The organism is Corynebacterium sp. KPL1814 (genome assembly GCF_000478175.1).
Taxonomy (GTDB): Bacteria; Actinomycetota; Actinomycetes; order Mycobacteriales; family Mycobacteriaceae; genus Corynebacterium.
This window is the reverse complement of the sequence record NZ_KI515778.1, coordinates 205,663-223,257: the sequence shown is the minus strand read 5'-3', so window position 1 is coordinate 223,257 and position 17,595 is coordinate 205,663. Positions and strand designations below refer to the sequence as shown.

Here is a 17,595-nt window from a genome sequence, read left to right as displayed (position 1 = left end):
TTCTAATGAATTAGCTCCAGTCCGGAGCGTCTTCTAGGCGCAGCTCGGAATAGCGAGCCTCAGGGACAGTGGCAGAATATGGTTTTCCTACCGTTTCCCATACTTGATCTCGGTTACAGTGCACATCCTGGCCATCGGTATCCAGCATGGTAAAGCCCCACACCAACTTGCCTTGGGAATTTGCAGGCAAGGTGTATGGCCCAACTACCTGGTTAATCTTCCAGTGTTGTTCGCTTACATAGTTGAATCCGTAGGTCTTAGTCAGGATCTTGGCCAAATCTCCCTCTCCTTGCACGGAGCCGGAAACCTCAACGGTTTCCGTCCGCGCTTTGGATACGGTGTGTTTGACCGGCACCGGCTCAGCATTGTGGTTTGCCACGCTGGCGGCATCGGTTTGCTTGAACCAGCGGCGCTTCGCGGTGACGTAGGCGGAATTCTCCCCCGGCGTTGCGCAATGCGTGCCGGGCTTATAGTCATCGTTCCAGCGCTGGGGCAGTTCAAAGTCTCCGCCGAAGTCAGAGGCATGGGCCACTGGAACGGCCACCAAGCTCAGCGCTGCGATCGCACTAGCGATGGACTTCACCTTCAAGGTTTAACCCCAATCGTTGTTATCGCGGGTGGAGACCGCGACGTGGCGTTCCTTGGGCAGAGTTGCGGTAAATTTACCGCCATTGGCCTGCCAGGTGTGGTCGGAACCGCACACGGTCTTTTGTCCTTCGAAGTCAGAGACAACCCAGCCAGCCTTCAGCACGGCAGTCTTACCCGGAGCGATATCGTATGGGCCGACCTGCTCGCCTACCTCGTAGGTCTGGCTGGAGGTGTAGCTGGAGGAGAAGGTGAAGTGAATCAGATCCAACAGCTTGAAGTCCACACCAGCAGAAACGTCCCAAGACTTGGTCTTGGTTTCCTTGATGGAACGGGTCACTGGAAGCGGCTCATCGTTGTAGTTGGAAACGGTCCAGGTGCCGGCGGAACCGTCGAAATAGGTGCGCTTAATATCAACGGTCTGGCCGGTATCGCCAGGATTGGCGCAGCGCTCACCAATCGTGGTGGGGTTTGCAGGACCCAGGTCGCGCTGCGGCAATGCGTTGGCGGCTGGGGCAGCGAATACGCCGGTGGCAACGGCCAAAGCCGCGGTGGTGGACGCAATCTTGGAAATGCGCATGAGATGTACTCCTAGCAGGTAGTTAGTAGATGGTTTGGGTGGGTACGGGCAGATCGCGGTATTCGTCAGGGGTGACGTCTACGGTGCGGGTACTGCCGTCTTTGGAAGTGATTTTGGCTTCGGCCCAGAAACCGCTCGGGGCGGTGGTCTGTTTATAGTCCGAGGTGAGGTCGTACTTGCCGGATTTTCCGCAGTGCACCTCGCGATAGTTGATACGGGTCATGGTGGTGCCGTACTCCACGCGAACGCGCTCTCCGGGTGCAAGGTTGACGTGTTTGAGTTCAGTACCGACCGGCATGTAGGCACGTTTGATGGCGCCGACGGACTCGAGCCAGCCCTGCGGGATATCGCCCCTATTGCCTCGCCAATTGGTATAGGGATCGTGCTGGGCACCGACTACGAAGTCCGTTACCGGTGCGAATTCATAGTCACCCTGAGACCAGTTGAGGAAGTCGGTAGAATAACCGGGCTTGCGGAAGGTTGGTTTTACCGCCGTGATATCCAGCGGGTACCAGGAGTTATCGTTGGCCTCGCACTTTTCGCCTTCCTTGGGCCACGCAGGATCGCGTTGGGGTTCGGCGGCTGGTTGCATGATCTCGTCTTTGTCAGGATCAGCAATCTTTTCCAAGCTGGGTCCGGAAACCGCGGTGTAGTTACCTTCGATTGGCTTAGAGTTAGTGCTGCCGGAACGAGACGGAATTTCCATTGCCAAGTCCGATACGGATCCATCGGCTTTGATGATATAGGCAAAGGCATAGCGCTCTGCTGGGGCTTTACCGCGGATGACGTTGGCGCCGGGAATGTTTTCGAGGCGGTCATCATTGCAGCCGACGAACATGGAAATAAAGTCCTTTTCCACCACGCCGTATTCCACGCGGAAGGATTCACCCGGCTTGAGTTTGACGGGCCCGAAGGTTTCTTTATCTCGCCAGCCATTGGCCATTTTTAGGCCAATATCGGATTTGGCGGTGGTGTCCCAACCAGAGGGCAACTTGGCCTTGGAGTTGGCATCAATTTCGTGGTTGGTGCCGGTTTCTACCTCGGCGGTGTACGGCACTTCTTGGTCGGTGGTGTTTTTGAATTGCAAGGTTCCGTCGCTCATGTAGCGACGGCCTGTTTCAGCAAACCGCCATTCGCGTTCGGTGTTATCTCCGGCGGCGCTGCAGCTTTTGTAGAGGTTGGTAATGGGATATGCCTGTGGCATCGGGGGAATATCGCGCGCATGTGCCGCGGGCGCGAGAAATGTCGCGATGGCAAGCGGCGCGACAAGTCGCAGTCCCTTTGAAATCACCAGAAGACCGTCCTTGTGGTTGTTTAAGGATACGAGAAATAATTCATGAAGACACAGCTGATATTAAGTTCTTTGTTATGGCTCCTCAACAGTTACGGCTATCTTTTCTTTTGACATTTATCGTCGACACGGTGGGAAAATGCCCCTTACCGGTAACGAACGCTGCACATCACATTTCACCCTTACCCCTATAAAGGGGAGCTAATATTTCCTAATGCCTGGCAGATACTCCGGTTGCGGTAATGCCGCACCGATAGCGCTCCGCCACCGACCCCCTGTGACGATGCCCAAACTGCACAATTTCCGCATCTTTGGCCTTCCACTAGTAAACTCAGCGCCTATGACTGACCTGAAGACCACCGCTGGCAAGATTGAGGACCTGGACAACAAGCTCACCGAGTCCCGCGCGCCGCTGGGGGAAGGCGAGCCAGCCGCCCGCACCCGCGTGAATCAGCTGCTCGATGAGGGGTCCTTTGTAGAAACCGATGCACTGGCCCGCCACCGCTCCACCGACTTTGGCCGCGAGCACGATCGCCCGTACACCGATGGCATCGTCACCGGTTACGGCACCATCGACGGGCGCCGCGTGTGCATTTTCAGCCAGGATGCCACCGTCTTTGACGGCACAATGGGTGAGGTTTATGCGGAAAAGCTCACCAAGGTCTATGACCTTGCGCTGAAAACTGGCGTGCCCATCGTCGGCATCTATGATTCCACCGGCCCGCGCGTGCAAGAGGGCATCGTCACGCTGGCCGGCTACGCCCGCATCCTCGCCCGCGCGACCGAGGCCTCCGGCCTTATCCCGCAGATCTCCGTGGTGGCCGGGGATACCAGCGGCATTGCGGCTTTTGCGCCCACGCTTGCCGATGTCCTCATTGTCACCCACGGCACCAGCCTGCACCAGGCAGCCGTCGAGGTGGCGCAAGCGGAACCGGAAACCTTCGGTGGTGCCGCAGTCCACGCGAAGTCGGGCACCGCGCAGCTCAGCGCCCCGAGCGAGCAGGCAGCCCTCGCGCTAGTTCGCGACGTCTTGGCTTACCTGCCGGCTAATAACCGCGCCGAGGCAACGCGCATCGATACGCGCGAGGTCGCCGAGTTCGATCTGGATTCCGTCATCCCGGATTCAGCAGAGGATGCCTATGACATGCGCGAGGTGGTCAACGCGGTCGTCGATAAGGGCTCCTTCTTTGAGCTTTCGGCCGAGTCTGCGCCCAATATCATTACCGGCTTTGCCTTCGTGGATGGCCGCGCTGTGGGCATCGTTGCCAACCAGCCGCTATCGCTTGGCGGCGCGTTGGATTCTGCCGCGGCGGAAAAGGCGGCGCGCTTTGTGCGCTTGTGCGATGCCTTTAATACCCCGATCATTGAGTTCGTGGACTCGCCCGGTTTCGTTGCCACGCCGGAGGAAGAAAAGGCCGGTCTCCTGCGCCGGGCGGCGGGGTTTGCGTATGCGCAGGCGGAGTCGAGCGTCGGCAAGCTTACGGTGATAACCCGCAAGGCCATTGGCCCGGCCTACGCTTTTATGGGGTCCAAGGACCTGGGCGCGGATCTCGTCTATGCCTGGCCGACCGCGGAAATCGCCGTCGCCGAGGCAGCCCAGACCTCGCTGGCCATCTACGGCGATAAGGATAAGCAGGAAGAGATGGACGAGCTCTTCTTGCACCCCTACGCCGCCGCCGAGCGCGGCCTGGCCGATAATGTCATCGAGCCTTCCGCCACCCGCCACTACCTGGTTGAAGGCCTGCGCCTGCTAGAGCGCAAGGTCGTGGCACAGGTACCAAAGAAGCACGGAACTGTTTAGGAAAAGATGTCTGAACCCGAAATCAAAGTCCTGAAGGGAAACCCCACGAATGAAGAGCGCGCCGCGCTATCGACGGTGCTCAAGCAGATGAAAAAGGACCACTCCGGTGCTTTTGGGGATCGCAACCACTGGGGCAGGCCCGGTGAGCGCTTCGACCACTACGGCGCGCAGCGCGTCTTTAATCCTTCTGCCTTCCACACCGTGCGGTATTACTAATGCGCCTCATTTTGGCCTCGCAGTCCCCCTCGCGCGCCTCCATCCTGCGCGGGGCCGGCGTGGAACCGGTGCTCGAGCCCGCCGATATTGACGAGCGCGCCTTGGAAGCCCAATTGGCGGGGAACCCACCTGCCGATACCGTGGCAGCGCTGGCCACCGCCAAGGCCGAGAAGGTAGCCTCCCAGTACCCCAACGAGCCGGTTATCGGCGGCGATTCCATGCTGCTATTGGATGGCCAACTGCAGGGCAAGCCGCACACCATTGACGCCACCATCGAGCGTTGGCACCAACAAGCAGGCCGCACCGCGCAGCTGCTTACCGGCCATTGCCTGATTTTTGGCACGCAGCGCCACGTGGAAACCTCCACCACGACCATCCGCTTCGCAGAAGCTTCTGCCACCGATATCGGGGCCTATGCCCGCAGCGGTGAGCCCTTGGAGTGCGCGGGTGCATTTACCTTGGAGGCCATGGGCGGCTGGTTTATCGATAGCATCGACGGCGATCCCTCTTCTGTCATCGGGCTGTCTCTACCGGTGGTACGCCGCGCGCTCTACTCTTTTGGGCTCAGCGTTGCTGACTTCTGGTAGGCACGCACGAGCATCGCTAGAGTGTGTCTTATGGAAATGAAAGACATGCTTGCCCCAGAACCCATTAAGTTGCCCGCCGATCCCGGCGCTAAGGACGCGGCCGCACCTGCGGCCGGCATCGTAGACCACCCGGATTCCCCGTTGCTGTGGGCCATGCTCGCGGAGCAGGAGCTCGACAAGCTAGAGGGCGCGGATCCCAACGAGTACATCACCGCTTATGCCTACGCCCGCACCGGTTACCACCGCAGCTTGGACCGCCTGCGCGGCAATGGCTGGAAGGGCTGGGGCCCGGTCCCCTTCTCCCACGAGCCGAACCAGGGTGTCCTGCGCGCAATTGCGGCCCTAGGACGTGCCGCCCAGGCTATCGGCGAGGACGATGAATACGACCGCATTCGTCAGATGCTTTCCGATGCCGACCCCGACAGCGTCTCTAAGCTCCTCGACTAAGTATGTTTGCTAGAAATATATCTCGCTACTTCGGTTCTAAGGCCGCGATAACGCTCCTCGCTGCGGCGCTGCCGCTTAGCTTGGCGGCGTGTAGCTCGGATGACCAGGAATCTAATTCAGCTTCTTCCCAATCCGAGTTTTCTACCCACAGCCCAGAATCCTCGGGGCAGACCCACACGGTAACCGAAACGCCCACTAAAGAAGCCCCAGCACAGCCAAGCGATAATGAGGACAAGGATTCTTCCACCGATTCCGAATGCGCACACCTGCCAAATGATCCACGCGAAGCCTATGCATCTGGCACCGCGCCCGGACGAATGCCATCTGATAGTGGTGACGACTTCAACTTTTGGATCGCGGATATCGACAACTCATACGATCCCTGTGCGCCCATCAGTTGGATTACCTTCAACGGTGAGGTGGGAGACAAGAATGGCCCCAACAGTAACGCAGCATCGGTCGGCCATGCACTGGCCCTGTACGTCCATGGAGAGCCCGTGAATGAAGTCACCATGTTTGACTCGGTAGATGAGGTCAGCCGAGTCTCAGACGATGCGGTCGACTTCACGTGGGGAGAGCGCTCAATTACTACGTCCGCGGGGATCACCGCGCATCACACAGTGCGCCTCCAGGTTGATGGTGACTCGGTGGAACCAGTCTCTGGCGATATTGACCTTTTCAATAAGGCGTTGAATGAGCACATGACGTTCATGCTCGGTTCCTATGGCTAGGCCATAGGATTTGCCGTATTCCATCCGTATTCGCACACCACGCACTAATGACCCCGCGGATTGCCGCGGGGTCATTATTTATAGGAGTTTCAGGCACAATCCTTAGCGCCTAGTTTTTATCCAAAGACTGCCTATCCAATAAGTCTCCGGTGTTTTGCGCGGTGCGCACGTTTGCCACCATCGCTTCCAATGCGAGCCTTGTAATCACCATCCCAGCATAAAAAACCACAGTAGCTAGCAGGACGAGGACGATGAATCCGATAAAGCTGAGGAAGACATAACCATACTCGCCCTCCGAAATTCCATTTATACCGACGATGGTCCCAAGAATAAAAGCCACTAGAACGTGGAGAGCCCACCAAATTCCGCCCAATACCATAGCGTCGACGTAGATCGCCTTTACATGGGTCAGGGTCATGAAATCTTTAAATTCAAATTCCCAAATCCCGCCTAAGAGGCCTTTCTTATTCCCCAGGCCCCTCATAGCTGTACCGAACCCGCGCTTATTCTGACCAGCTGCTCGCCCATAGCTTTGAGGGACCTCAGTGCCCTGAGGGGGTTGACCATGATTTGGTTGAGAACCTGACTGCGGGTTGTACCCGCCTCCAGCCGATGCCTCATGTGATTGTTGTCCCGTGCTCTGTCCGGCGCCTGACCCTGCATCGTTTGCAGACCTTTGGTTATTTTCTGCCGAGTTTGCGGATGAGGGCTCCGAATCAGCAGCAGATTTGTGTCCCTGCGACGCGGACTCTGCACCTGCTGCGGACGATTGGGAAGCCTGCGGGCTGGGCTTATCCGAACCAGCATCTGCAGGCTGGTCGCTGCCTGTCGTTGAAGCCGCATTCTCAGCAGAAGAACCGGGTTTTTTGGTCTCCTGTGCACGAGGCTCCTGTCCACCATTTTTCTGCGCCTGCTCGTTCTGTGGTTTAGGAACGGAAGACTCAGGAGTTTCGGTGTTTTGACGGGGTTGTTCAGAAAAATCACGGGGCGTAGAGCTCTGAGGGGCGTCAGAATTGCGGTCATTTTCAGCCATTATCTGATCCTTTTAGTTGTAGTCAGGGTAGGTAGGAAAGTGTCCCACGACACTAATTCGTGGGGCCACTAAGCAGGTTACAGCGTCAACCTAAAATTTATCCATCTCCGACGCGGCTCGCCGCATCGCAACGTCGCGGCCGTTACCGGTCAATTCATTCCATGCGGGTTATGTAGGGAAAACCACTTTCACTATTCCAATGTGATAAATCGAGAAAATTCGAGTTAAAGTGGTGGGAGCAAAATTAAAGTTTTATGAGAAAGGTAGGCGGGCAGTGGCAGAAGTAGACCCCTATCCCCCATTTCAGCAATATGCGCACCCAGAGCGGCTTGTCTCCGCTCCGTGGCTGTCCGCGCGCCTGGGCATTAAAGGGTTACGCGTCATCGAGGTCGATGAAGACTCCCTTTTGTACGATATCGGACACATTCCCACGGCGACGCGGATTAATTTCCGTACTGAGCTGTTGAGCTCGCTCACGCGCGACTTCATCAACGGTGAGGAATTTACCCGCTTGATGCGGGAAAAAGGAATCCACGAGGACGATACCGTTGTCCTGTACGGCGATAAGTCCAATTGGTGGGCGGCCTACGCACTGTGGGTGTTTACCCTCTTCGGCCACAAGGACGTTCGCCTCCTCGATGGCGGGCGCGATGCATGGATGTCAGAAGAGCGCGATACCTCCTTCATGGTCCCAGAATTCCCCGAGTCCAACTATCCCGAGGTAGCCCGAGACGATTCCCTCCTGCGCGCCTTTGTCGCCGACGTGCGCGAGGCAACCGGCTCCCTGGTTGATACCCGGCCGCCAGAGGAATTCGCAGGTGAGGCGACGGAGTTCGACCCGAATGGAAACTCGCCTTATGGCACCACCATGTGCCACGGGCACATTCCGGGTGCGATCAACTTGGAATGGGATCGCGCAACCTACCCCAACTCCTGTTTCCGCAACGTTGATGACCTGAAGGTCAACTACGGCATGCTGGAGCCTGATACCCACACCATTTTGTATTCCCACCTAGGAGCGCAGGCCGCGTTCACTTGGTTCGTGCTCACTTACCTTTTGGGCTTTAAAAAGGCACAGGTCTACGATGGGTCATGGTCTGAGTGGGGCAACATGGTCAATATGCCGATTGAAAAGTAGATTTTCGTTCGGCCAATAATTACCCACATCGCAGCGCTGTGGGTTTATTTTTGTTTAAACGTAACAATCATTGCCAAACGGACGACTTTATACTTTGGTGTGCAACAATAGATCCCGTAGTAAACGAAGTGTATTCAGGAGGTTACTGCCGTGGCAGTAGAAACCAAGAAGATCTCCAAGGTTCTCGTAGCGAACCGAGGTGAGATCGCCGTACGCGTTATTCGTGCTGCTCGCGATGCCGGGATCTCCTCCGTCGCCGTTTATGCCGAGCCGGACGCGCAGGCACCCTTCGTCACGCTGGCCGATGAAGCTTTTGCCCTTGGTGGTTCTACCTCTGCTGATTCTTATCTTGTCTTTGACAAGATTCTGGACGCTGCCGCAAAGTCCGGCGCGGATGCCATCCACCCCGGCTACGGTTTCTTGTCCGAAAATGCAGATTTTGCTCAGGCCGTTATCGATGCCGGCCTGACCTGGATTGGCCCGCCTCCCCAATCCATCCGCGCTTTGGGCGATAAGGTCACCGCCCGCCACATCGCCGAGCGTGCCGAAGCCCCCATGGCCCCTGGTACCAAGGATCCGGTGGCCAACGCGGATGAGGTCAAGGCCTTCGCGGATGAGCACGGCTTGCCTGTGGCCATCAAGGCGGCGTTTGGTGGCGGCGGCCGCGGCATGAAGGTGGCGCACACCGCCGAAGAGATTCCGGAGCTTTTTGAATCCGCGACCCGCGAGGCCACCACCGCCTTTGGCCGCGGCGAATGCTTTGTCGAGCGCTACCTCGATAAGGCCCGCCACGTTGAGGCCCAGGTCTTGGCGGATAAGCACGGCAATGTGGTGGTCGTCGGCACGCGCGATTGCTCCCTGCAGCGCCGCTTCCAAAAGCTCGTAGAGGAAGCTCCGGCGCCTTTCCTGAGCGACGAACAGCGCACCTCCATCCACGAGTCCGCCAAACGCATTTGCCGCGAAGCTGACTACTGCGGTGCCGGCACCGTCGAGTATTTGGTCGGCGCCGATGGCCTGATTTCCTTCCTCGAGGTCAATACCCGCCTGCAGGTGGAGCACCCCGTTTCGGAGGAAACCACCGGGCTGGACCTCGTGCGCGAGCAGTTCCGGATTGCCCAGGGCGAAAAGCTTTCGCTCGGCGAGGACCCGGCACCGCGCGGGCATGCCTTTGAGTTCCGCATCAACGGCGAAGATGCTGCGGCCGGCTTCATGCCCGCCCCGGGGACCATCGTCAAGTACTCCGAGCCCGCTGGGCCGGGCGTGCGCGTGGACTCGGGCGTCGTCGAGGGCTCCGTCATCGGCGGGCAATTCGACTCCATGCTGGCCAAGCTCATTGTCTGGGGCCCGGACCGCGAAACCGCCCTGCGTCGCTCCGCCCGAGCCCTGGCTGAATACCAGGTCGAAGGCCTGCCCACCGTGCTGCCCTTTGACAGGGCCATCGTTGCCGATCCCGCCTTTACCGCGGAAAACGGTTCCTTCGATGTCTACACCAAGTGGATCGAGGAGGCCTGGGATAACCAGCTGCCGCCGCATGAAGATTCCACCGATGCGGAAGCCGGCTCGCCGGAGGCCTCCCAGGTCCACACCGTGGAAATCGACGGCCGCCGCATCGAGGTGGCATTGCCCGCCACCTTTGGCATTACCGGCGCGCGCAAGCGGAAAAAGCGCAAGGGTGCAGGCTCCAAGGCCGCGGTGTCCGGCGATGCCGTCACCGCACCGATGCAGGGCACGGTCATCAAGGTCAATGTGGAAGAGGGCCAAGAGGTAGAAGAAGGCGATATCATCATGGTCCTTGAGGCCATGAAGATGGAAAATCCGGTCAAGGCCCACAAATCCGGCACCGTGACCGGCCTGGCGGTCGAGGCTGGCACGTCCACCACCAAGGGCGCGCAGCTGCTGGAAATTAAGTAACCGTGCCAGCTAACCTGGAAGAATGACTGATTCTTCTCTTGGTGTTCGCTTGGCCAAGGAAGAGGACCGCGACTACCTTGCGGGCCTCTTCCCCTCCCATATCGCGGACTGGTCCCCCATCGTCGATGGCGGCGTCATCGCCTTGCCCCTTGCCGCCAACGAGAACCCAACCATAGAGCCCGTGGGGGCCGCGCTCCTGCGCTACTACCCCGCCGCCACCAAGGGCCCAGCCTTCCTTGGGGATCCAGGCGCTGACCCGCTTGACGATGCCACCTGGCTCACCCCCTTCGATCCCGAGGACATCCCAGAACTCATCGTCGCCACGAACGGCACCGACGCCACCAGCGACGAGGCTTCCCGCGCCCACGACCTGCTGGTTGCCAACGCTACAGACCTTGCGGCCGAGCAAACCGCCCCCGGCATCGCGTCCGCCACGCCACTACCGGGCTTCGAGGAGCTCACCCAGGGTAAATTCTTCCGCCGCTTCTAATCTGGCACCTATCTCCTGCAGCCCTCGAAGGCCTTGTGTTCTGCACCACCGCTGCTAGAGTTAAGGGCTATGAAGATTTCCGCCTAGTACGACGCCCCTTGCACACTCGTTCTTTAAAGGTGGATTCTTCATGCCGATTTCTTTTTCTCAACTCAGCCTGTCTTGGCCAGACGGCACACCCTGCTTTTCTCAGCTTTCCGGAACAATCCCTGACTCGGTTACTGGGATGATTGGCGATAATGGATCCGGAAAATCAACCCTTGCTAAGGTCCTGTCCCGCCAGATCGCACCATCCTCGGGCACGTTCTCGGCACCAGAAGTCACCTACCTGGACCAAGGTCTTGGCTTGCATGACTCTTTAACGATCGCCGACGTTTTTGGCGCGGCGGAAAAAATTGCTGCGCTCCACGCACTAGAAGCGGGAAATTACTCCGAGGAACTACTTAAGGTTATTGGCACCGACTGGGATATCGAAGACAGGATTCATGCATGCCTTCATAACGCAGGCGTCCCCTACCCGCTAGATCGCACCATCGGCACAATTTCTGGGGGCGAAGCGGTCACGATCGCGCTAAACGCCGCGTTTTTGATCAACCAGACTTTGTCATCCTCGATGAGCCGACTAATAACCTGGACGCGGAAGGACAATCAAAGGTCACCGAGCTTATTTCCAGCTCTTCTACACCGATTCTTGTTATCTCCCATGACCTAGACCTGCTCTCCCATGTCGAGCACGTTGCAGAGCTCTACGCGGGAAGCTTGAGAATATTTTCCGGAAATTACCACGCTTACCGGGAGGCCATAGAAACCGAACAGCGCGCTGCTGAGGCAGAAACTCGCGAGACCAAAGCCGAACACCGCAAGCAAGTGCGCGAGCGCGAGGCGATGCAGGTGCGCATTTCCAGGGACAATCGCCGCGGCAAAGCCTTCTCTCACAACCATCGAAAACCCGGGCTGGCAATGGGAAATGACAAAAATCGCTCCCAAAATACCGCGGCTAAGCGCTCAGCACAGGCAGCGGATTCGGTGAAGGAAGCATTTGATGCCTATCAAGCTACGCAAAATAAGATTCGCCCCGACGAACACGTCCACCTCGATCTCCCAGGCACGCAATTGCCCAATGGCACCCGTGTGCTCACCAGCAGCATCGTGGATTTAACCGGCCCTGAACATGTACGCCTTGTAGGACCAAATGGCAGCGGGAAAACCACATTCCTTAATAAGGTTGCGCGCGGTGACGTTGAGTACAGCGTGGACTGTGGATATTTGCGGCAGAAAATCACCCTGCCGGAAAATCGCACAATCTTAGAAATGGTCACGGAGGCCAACCCCACTGCTCACCCACAATTCATCCGCGATCAATTGGCGCAGCTATTATTTCGCGATGACCAAGTGCACCGCCGCACCGACCAGCTATCGGGCGGCGAACGCTTCCGCGCGGAATTTGCCCGGGTGTTGCTAGCCGAGCCTAGCCCGCAATTCCTCCTGCTTGATGAGCCCACCAATAATTTGGATATCACCACCATAAAGTGGCTCGTGCAGATTCTTGAGTCCTACGAGGGTGCGTACCTGCTGGTCAGCCACGATGAGGGCTTCTGCAAAGAGCTCAGCCTCACTTCGCAGGTGCATATCTAGGCCCCAGTCTCCGCTTTGTATTACCTCCACTAATACAGACTGTGCTACTATTAGTTGCACAAAACTTATTGGAAGGAGGTAGCTCATGCTCATCACGCTCAACCCTGACGCGGATGCGCCGGTCTTCCAGCAGATTCACGACGAAATCGTGCTGGCCATCGCCCGCGGGCAGCTTTTCGACGGCGACAAGCTCGTTCCCGTGCGCCACGTCGCCGCGGATATTGGCATTAACCCGGCCACCGTAAAACACGCCTATGACTTGCTCGTTGCTGATGGCCTCGTCGAAACTGCGGGTCGCTCCGGATCGATCGTCCGGCCCGGCGCGCACAGCGCGGCGCAAGAACAGCAGGTTCGGCAACGCCTGCGCCGCGTGGCAGCGCTCGCCCGCGCCCAGGGCTTTTCCGCTGAGGAGCTCCACGGCTATCTCGATTCCGCACTGAAGGAGCTCGCATGATTCTTACCGTCCTCATGGCCGCGACCACGCTGGTCATAACGTGGATAATGACCACGATCCCGGCGCTTGCGGCGCCAGGCGCGCCGCTCGGCGTTCGCGTTCCCCAAAGCCACCTTTCTGATCCCGTCGTGGTCGGTGCTATTTCTCGTTTTAAAACCCGGACGTGGGTTGTGGGCATCGCAGCGACGGTTATCTCGCTGTTCTACGTCAACCACTCGTGGGTGGCGGCCATGTCTTCCCTGCTGGTCATTATCGGCAGCACGTGGGCTTACCTCTCCCAGCGCCGCTATATCATCGCGGCCAAGAAGGACGGTGGCTGGTTCGACGGGGTAGAAACCGCGGTCACTGCCCGAGTAACGGGGCGAGGCGCCGAGGCTGTGCAGGATATTGATGTACCAACGCCGTCTTTTCCCTGGCTGACCATGTTAGGTTCCTTGTTGGTCATCATCGCCGGCGCGCTCATCGTCGCCGCCCATTGGTCCGATATCCCCGATCCCGTTCCAGTGCACTGGGATGGTTCTATGGAGCCGGATAGCTGGAGCGACAAATCCATCGGCAGCGTCTTTTTCATCACGTTTATCGCGCTGGGAATGTGGTTGCTTTTCGCCGGGATCTGCTGGCTTATCCAACGCACCGCGGTTCGGCCACGCTCGGAGCGCTCCATCAAGGCGCGATTGCGGAATCAGGCAAACCTTGCGGCCTCCAATGAAGCGATGGGCATCCTGCTTCTTCTCATGTCCCTCGGGCTGTCATTTATACAGATCACCGGCCCCATACCGAGCTATCAGGACCTGGTTGGGCTCTCCTTTATCACCATGGTGGTGATGACCATTGGCGGCACCATAGCCATCGTGGCGATGATCCTGCACGCCCAATCACAGCTCGAGGATCAGCTGCGTGGGGTGAAATTTCCGGATGCAGACAAAGAATCCCCCGATAATGACGAGCATTATAAGTGGGGGATCCTGTACTACAATCCTGATGACCCAGCGGTCCTAGTGGACAAGCGCCTCGGCGTCGGAGTGTCCTTCAACTACGCCACGTGGCAGGCGAAGGTCTTCCTCGCCGTCATAGCGGTCATCATCATCGGGTCGATTGCTTTTCCATTACTCCTGATTTAGCCAATGCGGTCCAGGATGATCTGGCGCTCCTTATCCAGCGGGGCGTCGGTAATCTTAAAGCCCTGCTGCAAGGTCTCAAGGGAGCGCTCGAAGCGCTCTGGAGTCTCCGTGTGCAGGGTGAAAAGCTTCTGCCCCTTGGATACCTTCTCCCCCTTCACCGCGTGCAATTCGATGCCCGCGGTTGCCTGTACCGGGTCTTCCTTCCGGGCGCGGCCAGCGCCCAGGCGCCAGGAGCTCACGCCGACGGACAAGGCATCAAGCTCGGTGAGGTAACCATCGGATTCAGCAATGACATCGTGGGTATGCGTAGCCACGGGAAGCTTGGCGTCTGGGTCTCCGCCCTGCGCCTTAATCATTTGCTTCCATTTGTCCATGGCGCGGCCATCCTTGAGAGCCTTTTCCACGTCGGCATCGTGCACGCCCGCTGCTTCCAGCATCTCGCGCGCAAGTGCCAGGGTCAGCTCGACGACATCGCTTGGCCCACCGCCGGCTAGAACCTCGACGGATTCTTCAACCTCGAGCGCGTTGCCCACCTTGCGGCCCAACGGGGTGGACATATCCGTTAGCAGTGCCGTGGTGGCGGTGCCGGCATCATTGCCCAAGTCCACCATGGTCTGCGCCAGCTCGCGGGCCAAGGTCTCATCCTTCATAAAGGCGCCAGAGCCCACCTTGACGTCGAGGACCAAAGACGAGGTACCTTCCGCGATTTTCTTCGACATGATGGAGGAAGCAATAAGCGGAATCGCTTCAACGGTGGAGGTGATATCGCGCAGGGCATAGATCTTCTTATCCGCGGGCGCGAGGCCAGAGCCTGCCGCGCAAATGATGCAGCCCGGATCCTCCAGGATTTCCATCAATCGCTCATTGGAAATATCCGCCTGCCAGCCCGGGATGGCCTCCAGCTTGTCCAGGGTGCCACCGGTGTGGCCCAAGCCGCGGCCAGAAAGCTGCGGGACCGCGACGCCAAAGGCGGCCACGAGGGGTGCGAGCGGCAGCGTAATCTTATCGCCAACGCCACCGGTGGAGTGCTTGTCCGCGGTCTTCTTGGACAAGGACTCAAAGCTCATCGTCTCACCGGAGGCAATCATTGCCTTGGTCCACAGCGAGATTTCCTCGCGATTCATGCCGTTGAGGAAGATCGCCATATTGAGTGCGGCCATCTGCTCATCGCCCACGACCCCGCGAGTATAGGCATCGATGACCCAGTCGATTTCCTCCGGGCTAAACACCCCTTTATCGCGCTTGGTGCGAATAACATCTACCGCATCGAATTTCTCGGCCATGACGACTCCTCCTGTAATGATTTGGAAACCGAAACATACAAGCACATAATGTGATTTACTGCACTATATATAGTGGTTGTACACTCCACCACGTCCAATTATTATTCCCTATAGAACAGATGTCAATGAGTATTTTTCTTTTTGTTCTAATGGGGAATTAACGCAGTCTCTCTTCATCCCGTAGAAAGAAAGCCCATATCGCAATGAACGCCACCCCGGATTCGCCTCCCACCGATGCCGAATTGCTCAGCCTCGCAGAAGACGCAGCCCACCACGCCTGGGCGCCCTATTCCTCTTTCCCAGTCGGTGCGGCTTTGCTGCTTGCCGATGGCCGCATTGTCACCGGCTCCAACGTCGAAAACGCCTCCAGCCTGTTAGGCATTTGCGCCGAGCGCAATGCCGCCGCGCACATGGTCACCACCGCAGACGTAACGGCCACCGATGGCCACTTGCCCAGCATCCCGCAGATTAAAGCGGTTGCTATCGTCGGCTTAAAGTCCGCGCCTTGCTACCCTTGCGGTGCCTGCCGCCAGGTCCTGCGGGAGTTCAACTGCGAGCGCGTCATCGTCTCCGTCGACGGAAAGCCCCGGAGCCACGACTTTGCCGAGATCCTCCCCCATTCCTTTGGCCCAGAGTCACTCTAACTAAAAAGTCCCTTCACAGAACGGTCAGAAAATATGGAACGCTTACAAGGATTGCTCGGCATCATTGCCATTCTTGCAGTGATCTACGTCTTGTCGAGCTCGCGTAAAAATATCAAGTGGCGCACCATTGGCGTGGGCCTTGTCCTGCAGGTGGTCTTCTGCTTCTTGGTCCTCGCGTGGGAGCCTGGATTCAAAGCCCTCAAGGGCATCGCCAATGGGCTCACTAAGCTCACGGAATTTACCAACGAGGGCACCCAATTCGTCTTCGGCGGGCTTTTCGGTGATGACTTCGTCTTCGCCCTCAACGTGCTGCCCGTGATCATCTTCTTGGGCGCCATCATCGCCGCCCTGTACTACCTCCGAGTAATCCAGTACTTCGTGGAATACGTCGGATCCGCCATCAAGTGGCTCATGGGTACCTCCAAGGTGGAATCGGTCTGGGCCACCACCGTCATCTTCCTCGGTCAATCCGAGGCCCCGCTGGTGATTAAGCCCTACCTGCCCAAGCTCACCCGATCCGAGCTTTATACCTGTATGGTCGGCGGCTTTGCCTCCGTGGCCGGATCCACGCTGATCGGCTACTCGCTCTTGGGCGCGCCCTTGGAGTACTTGCTCGCCGCTTCGCTCATGAATGCGCCGGGCTCCCTGCTCGTCGCCAAGGGCCTCATGCCAGAGACGGAAGAGACGAACCTCGACGCCACCGTTAAAGACGTCCGCGATACCGAATCCAAAAACATCATCGACGCCATCAGTAGCGGTGCCATGGCCGGCGGTAAGATCGCCATCTCGGTTGCCTGCTTGCTCATCGCCTTCATCGCCTCGATCGTGATGCTCTCTGCCATCCTCGGCGGCATTGGTTCCCTCTTCGGCCAAGATAACTGGTCGCTCGAAGGCCTCTTCGGCATCATCTTCGCCCCAGTGGCCTGGCTTATCGGTACGCCGTGGAACGAGGCGCTCGAGGTGGGTAACTTCATCGGCCAAAAGACCATCCTCAACGAGTTCGTTGGCTACACCGCATTCGGTGAAAGCGTCGATGAGCTCAGCGATAAGGCCGTCTTGATCTCCTCCTTCGCCCTCGCTGGCTTCGCCAACCTGTCGTCCATCGGTATCCAGATTGGTTCCATCGGTGGCCTCATCCCTGAGCGCCGCGGTGAAGTCGCAAAACTTGGCCCGCGCGCACTCTTCGGTGGCTTCCTTACCAATATGCTCAATGCCGCCATCGTCGGCGTCATCGTTGCACCAATGGTTCTCTAATCCGCCCGGCCAGATTCGATAACTAATCACTCCAAAATTTCCCAAAAGCAACCGCGTTTCCACAAAAATCAGGGCCGAAAATGGCCAAACGCGGTTGCTTTTAGACGTTTCCGCGAACTAGGTATGCAGCGACACAATTAATTGGTTGCGTCCTCTAGCTTTATACACCTTGAACCGTGCGGAGTTTGTGTCAGCTCACGGCGCAGACGAGCATTCTCAGCGCGAAGATCGGGCTAACTTAGCCCATCCGGAGGATCCTCGGCGTTCGCGCTCATTTTGCCCCACCGGCCTAAAAGAACCTCGGCAGTGGGAGTGTCTAATGGTTTGTGTGTGGCAATCTATCCCGAATCAAATACTGGGCTCGACGAGAAAGAGAAACCTGTGATCCGATTCG

At 58.0% G+C, this 17,595-nt stretch carries 19 protein-coding genes; 14 read left to right on the top strand and 5 right to left on the bottom strand.

The window, feature by feature from the left end:
- Positions 1-10: 10 nt before the first annotated feature.
- The 3 genes from HMPREF1257_RS10795 to HMPREF1257_RS10785 are packed head-to-tail and all read right to left on the bottom strand — an operon-like array spanning position 11 to position 2,456.
- A complete protein-coding gene (locus tag HMPREF1257_RS10795; RefSeq protein ID WP_034659616.1) occupies positions 11-589 on the bottom strand; it encodes a hypothetical protein in 579 nt (192 codons plus the stop codon).
- A gap of 3 nt (positions 590-592) precedes the next feature.
- Positions 593-1,165: a hypothetical protein gene (locus HMPREF1257_RS10790; RefSeq protein WP_023025440.1), complete on the bottom strand. Its 573-nt coding sequence runs from the start codon at positions 1,163-1,165 to the stop codon at positions 593-595.
- 22 nt (positions 1,166-1,187) lie between these two features.
- Positions 1,188-2,456, bottom strand: coding sequence for a hypothetical protein (locus HMPREF1257_RS10785; RefSeq protein ID WP_023025438.1), 1,269 nt, complete (start codon positions 2,454-2,456; stop codon positions 1,188-1,190).
- Between the two features lie 340 nt (positions 2,457-2,796).
- Here HMPREF1257_RS10785 and HMPREF1257_RS10780 point away from each other — a divergent pair, with 340 nt between their 5' ends.
- The 5 genes from HMPREF1257_RS10780 to HMPREF1257_RS10760 are packed head-to-tail and all read left to right on the top strand — an operon-like array spanning position 2,797 to position 6,238.
- Complete coding sequence (locus HMPREF1257_RS10780) at positions 2,797-4,257, top strand: acyl-CoA carboxylase subunit beta (protein WP_034659634.1); 1,461 nt, start codon at positions 2,797-2,799, stop codon at positions 4,255-4,257.
- A gap of 6 nt (positions 4,258-4,263) precedes the next feature.
- Positions 4,264-4,473, top strand: coding sequence for an acyl-CoA carboxylase subunit epsilon (locus tag HMPREF1257_RS10775; RefSeq protein WP_023025434.1), 210 nt, complete (start codon positions 4,264-4,266; stop codon positions 4,471-4,473).
- On the top strand, positions 4,473-5,060 hold the full coding sequence (locus HMPREF1257_RS10770) for a nucleoside triphosphate pyrophosphatase (RefSeq protein WP_023025432.1): 588 nt from the start codon (positions 4,473-4,475) through the stop codon (positions 5,058-5,060). Before HMPREF1257_RS10775 ends, HMPREF1257_RS10770 begins: the two co-directional genes overlap by 1 nt.
- Before the next feature lie 30 nt (positions 5,061-5,090).
- On the top strand, positions 5,091-5,507 hold the full coding sequence (locus tag HMPREF1257_RS10765; RefSeq protein ID WP_023025430.1) for a DUF3151 domain-containing protein: 417 nt from the start codon (positions 5,091-5,093) through the stop codon (positions 5,505-5,507).
- 2 nt (positions 5,508-5,509) lie between these two features.
- Entirely contained in the window at positions 5,510-6,238 is a 729-nt protein-coding gene (locus HMPREF1257_RS10760) for an LppP/LprE family lipoprotein (RefSeq protein ID WP_023025428.1), read from the top strand.
- A gap of 109 nt (positions 6,239-6,347) precedes the next feature.
- On the opposite strand, the gene HMPREF1257_RS12060 is transcribed toward HMPREF1257_RS10760, so the two are convergent.
- On the bottom strand, positions 6,348-7,271 hold the full coding sequence (locus tag HMPREF1257_RS12060; protein WP_034659617.1) for a DUF4282 domain-containing protein: 924 nt from the start codon (positions 7,269-7,271) through the stop codon (positions 6,348-6,350).
- Between the two features lie 274 nt (positions 7,272-7,545).
- Between HMPREF1257_RS12060 and HMPREF1257_RS10750 the strand changes: the two genes are divergently transcribed.
- From HMPREF1257_RS10750 to HMPREF1257_RS10725, 7 genes are all read left to right on the top strand, one after another.
- Entirely contained in the window at positions 7,546-8,409 is an 864-nt protein-coding gene (locus HMPREF1257_RS10750; protein ID WP_023025422.1) for a sulfurtransferase, read from the top strand.
- Between the two features lie 150 nt (positions 8,410-8,559).
- The gene (locus HMPREF1257_RS10745) at positions 8,560-10,320 is read left to right on the top strand and encodes an acetyl/propionyl/methylcrotonyl-CoA carboxylase subunit alpha (RefSeq protein WP_023025420.1); all 1,761 of its coding nucleotides are present in this window, start codon (positions 8,560-8,562) and stop codon (positions 10,318-10,320) included.
- A gap of 22 nt (positions 10,321-10,342) precedes the next feature.
- Positions 10,343-10,810 carry a hypothetical protein gene (locus HMPREF1257_RS10740; RefSeq protein ID WP_023025418.1) on the top strand — a complete coding sequence of 156 codons (468 nt, stop codon included), beginning with the start codon at positions 10,343-10,345 and terminating at the stop codon, positions 10,808-10,810.
- Positions 10,811-10,940: 130 nt separating this feature from the next.
- Complete coding sequence (locus HMPREF1257_RS12565) at positions 10,941-11,522, top strand: ATP-binding cassette domain-containing protein (RefSeq protein ID WP_023025416.1); 582 nt, start codon at positions 10,941-10,943, stop codon at positions 11,520-11,522.
- Positions 11,523-11,569: 47 nt separating this feature from the next.
- Positions 11,570-12,445 (top strand): ATP-binding cassette domain-containing protein, encoded by an 876-nt coding sequence (locus HMPREF1257_RS12560; RefSeq protein ID WP_023025414.1) that lies wholly within the window; start codon positions 11,570-11,572, stop codon positions 12,443-12,445.
- A gap of 85 nt (positions 12,446-12,530) precedes the next feature.
- On the top strand, positions 12,531-12,899 hold the full coding sequence (locus tag HMPREF1257_RS10730; protein WP_023025412.1) for a GntR family transcriptional regulator: 369 nt from the start codon (positions 12,531-12,533) through the stop codon (positions 12,897-12,899).
- Positions 12,896-14,020 (top strand): DUF1648 domain-containing protein, encoded by a 1,125-nt coding sequence (locus tag HMPREF1257_RS10725; protein WP_023025410.1) that lies wholly within the window; start codon positions 12,896-12,898, stop codon positions 14,018-14,020. The genes HMPREF1257_RS10730 and HMPREF1257_RS10725 overlap by 4 nt, the downstream gene beginning before the upstream one ends.
- On the opposite strand, the gene HMPREF1257_RS10720 is transcribed toward HMPREF1257_RS10725, so the two are convergent.
- Entirely contained in the window at positions 14,017-15,303 is a 1,287-nt protein-coding gene (locus HMPREF1257_RS10720; protein WP_023025408.1) for a thymidine phosphorylase, read from the bottom strand. The two genes, HMPREF1257_RS10725 and HMPREF1257_RS10720, sit on opposite strands and share 4 nt — an antisense overlap.
- A gap of 203 nt (positions 15,304-15,506) precedes the next feature.
- Here HMPREF1257_RS10720 and HMPREF1257_RS10715 point away from each other — a divergent pair, with 203 nt between their 5' ends.
- A complete protein-coding gene (locus tag HMPREF1257_RS10715) occupies positions 15,507-15,947 on the top strand; it encodes a cytidine deaminase (protein ID WP_023025406.1) in 441 nt (146 codons plus the stop codon).
- A 33-nt stretch (positions 15,948-15,980) separates the two neighbouring features.
- A complete protein-coding gene (locus tag HMPREF1257_RS10710; RefSeq protein WP_023025404.1) occupies positions 15,981-17,201 on the top strand; it encodes a NupC/NupG family nucleoside CNT transporter in 1,221 nt (406 codons plus the stop codon).
- Positions 17,202-17,595 lie beyond the last annotated feature (394 nt).

What these genes read in the sequence shown, in the direction of transcription:
- HMPREF1257_RS10790 (WP_023025440.1), bottom strand. Translation starts at nt 1,165, where the DNA reads ATGCGCATTTCCAAGATTGCGTCCACCACCGCGGCTTTGGCCGTTGCC.
- HMPREF1257_RS10780 (WP_034659634.1), top strand. Translation starts at nt 2,797, where the DNA reads ATGACTGACCTGAAGACCACCGCTGGCAAGATTGAGGACCTGGACAAC.
- HMPREF1257_RS10775 (WP_023025434.1), top strand. Translation starts at nt 4,264, where the DNA reads ATGTCTGAACCCGAAATCAAAGTCCTGAAGGGAAACCCCACGAATGAA.
- HMPREF1257_RS10770 (WP_023025432.1), top strand. Translation starts at nt 4,473, where the DNA reads ATGCGCCTCATTTTGGCCTCGCAGTCCCCCTCGCGCGCCTCCATCCTG.
- HMPREF1257_RS10765 (WP_023025430.1), top strand. Translation starts at nt 5,091, where the DNA reads ATGGAAATGAAAGACATGCTTGCCCCAGAACCCATTAAGTTGCCCGCC.
- HMPREF1257_RS10760 (WP_023025428.1), top strand. Translation starts at nt 5,510, where the DNA reads ATGTTTGCTAGAAATATATCTCGCTACTTCGGTTCTAAGGCCGCGATA.
- HMPREF1257_RS12060 (WP_034659617.1), bottom strand. Translation starts at nt 7,271, where the DNA reads ATGGCTGAAAATGACCGCAATTCTGACGCCCCTCAGAGCTCTACGCCC.
- HMPREF1257_RS10740 (WP_023025418.1), top strand. Translation starts at nt 10,343, where the DNA reads ATGACTGATTCTTCTCTTGGTGTTCGCTTGGCCAAGGAAGAGGACCGC.
- HMPREF1257_RS12565 (WP_023025416.1), top strand. Translation starts at nt 10,941, where the DNA reads ATGCCGATTTCTTTTTCTCAACTCAGCCTGTCTTGGCCAGACGGCACA.
- HMPREF1257_RS10730 (WP_023025412.1), top strand. Translation starts at nt 12,531, where the DNA reads ATGCTCATCACGCTCAACCCTGACGCGGATGCGCCGGTCTTCCAGCAG.
- HMPREF1257_RS10725 (WP_023025410.1), top strand. Translation starts at nt 12,896, where the DNA reads ATGATTCTTACCGTCCTCATGGCCGCGACCACGCTGGTCATAACGTGG.
- HMPREF1257_RS10720 (WP_023025408.1), bottom strand. Translation starts at nt 15,303, where the DNA reads ATGGCCGAGAAATTCGATGCGGTAGATGTTATTCGCACCAAGCGCGAT.
- HMPREF1257_RS10715 (WP_023025406.1), top strand. Translation starts at nt 15,507, where the DNA reads ATGAACGCCACCCCGGATTCGCCTCCCACCGATGCCGAATTGCTCAGC.
- HMPREF1257_RS10710 (WP_023025404.1), top strand. Translation starts at nt 15,981, where the DNA reads ATGGAACGCTTACAAGGATTGCTCGGCATCATTGCCATTCTTGCAGTG.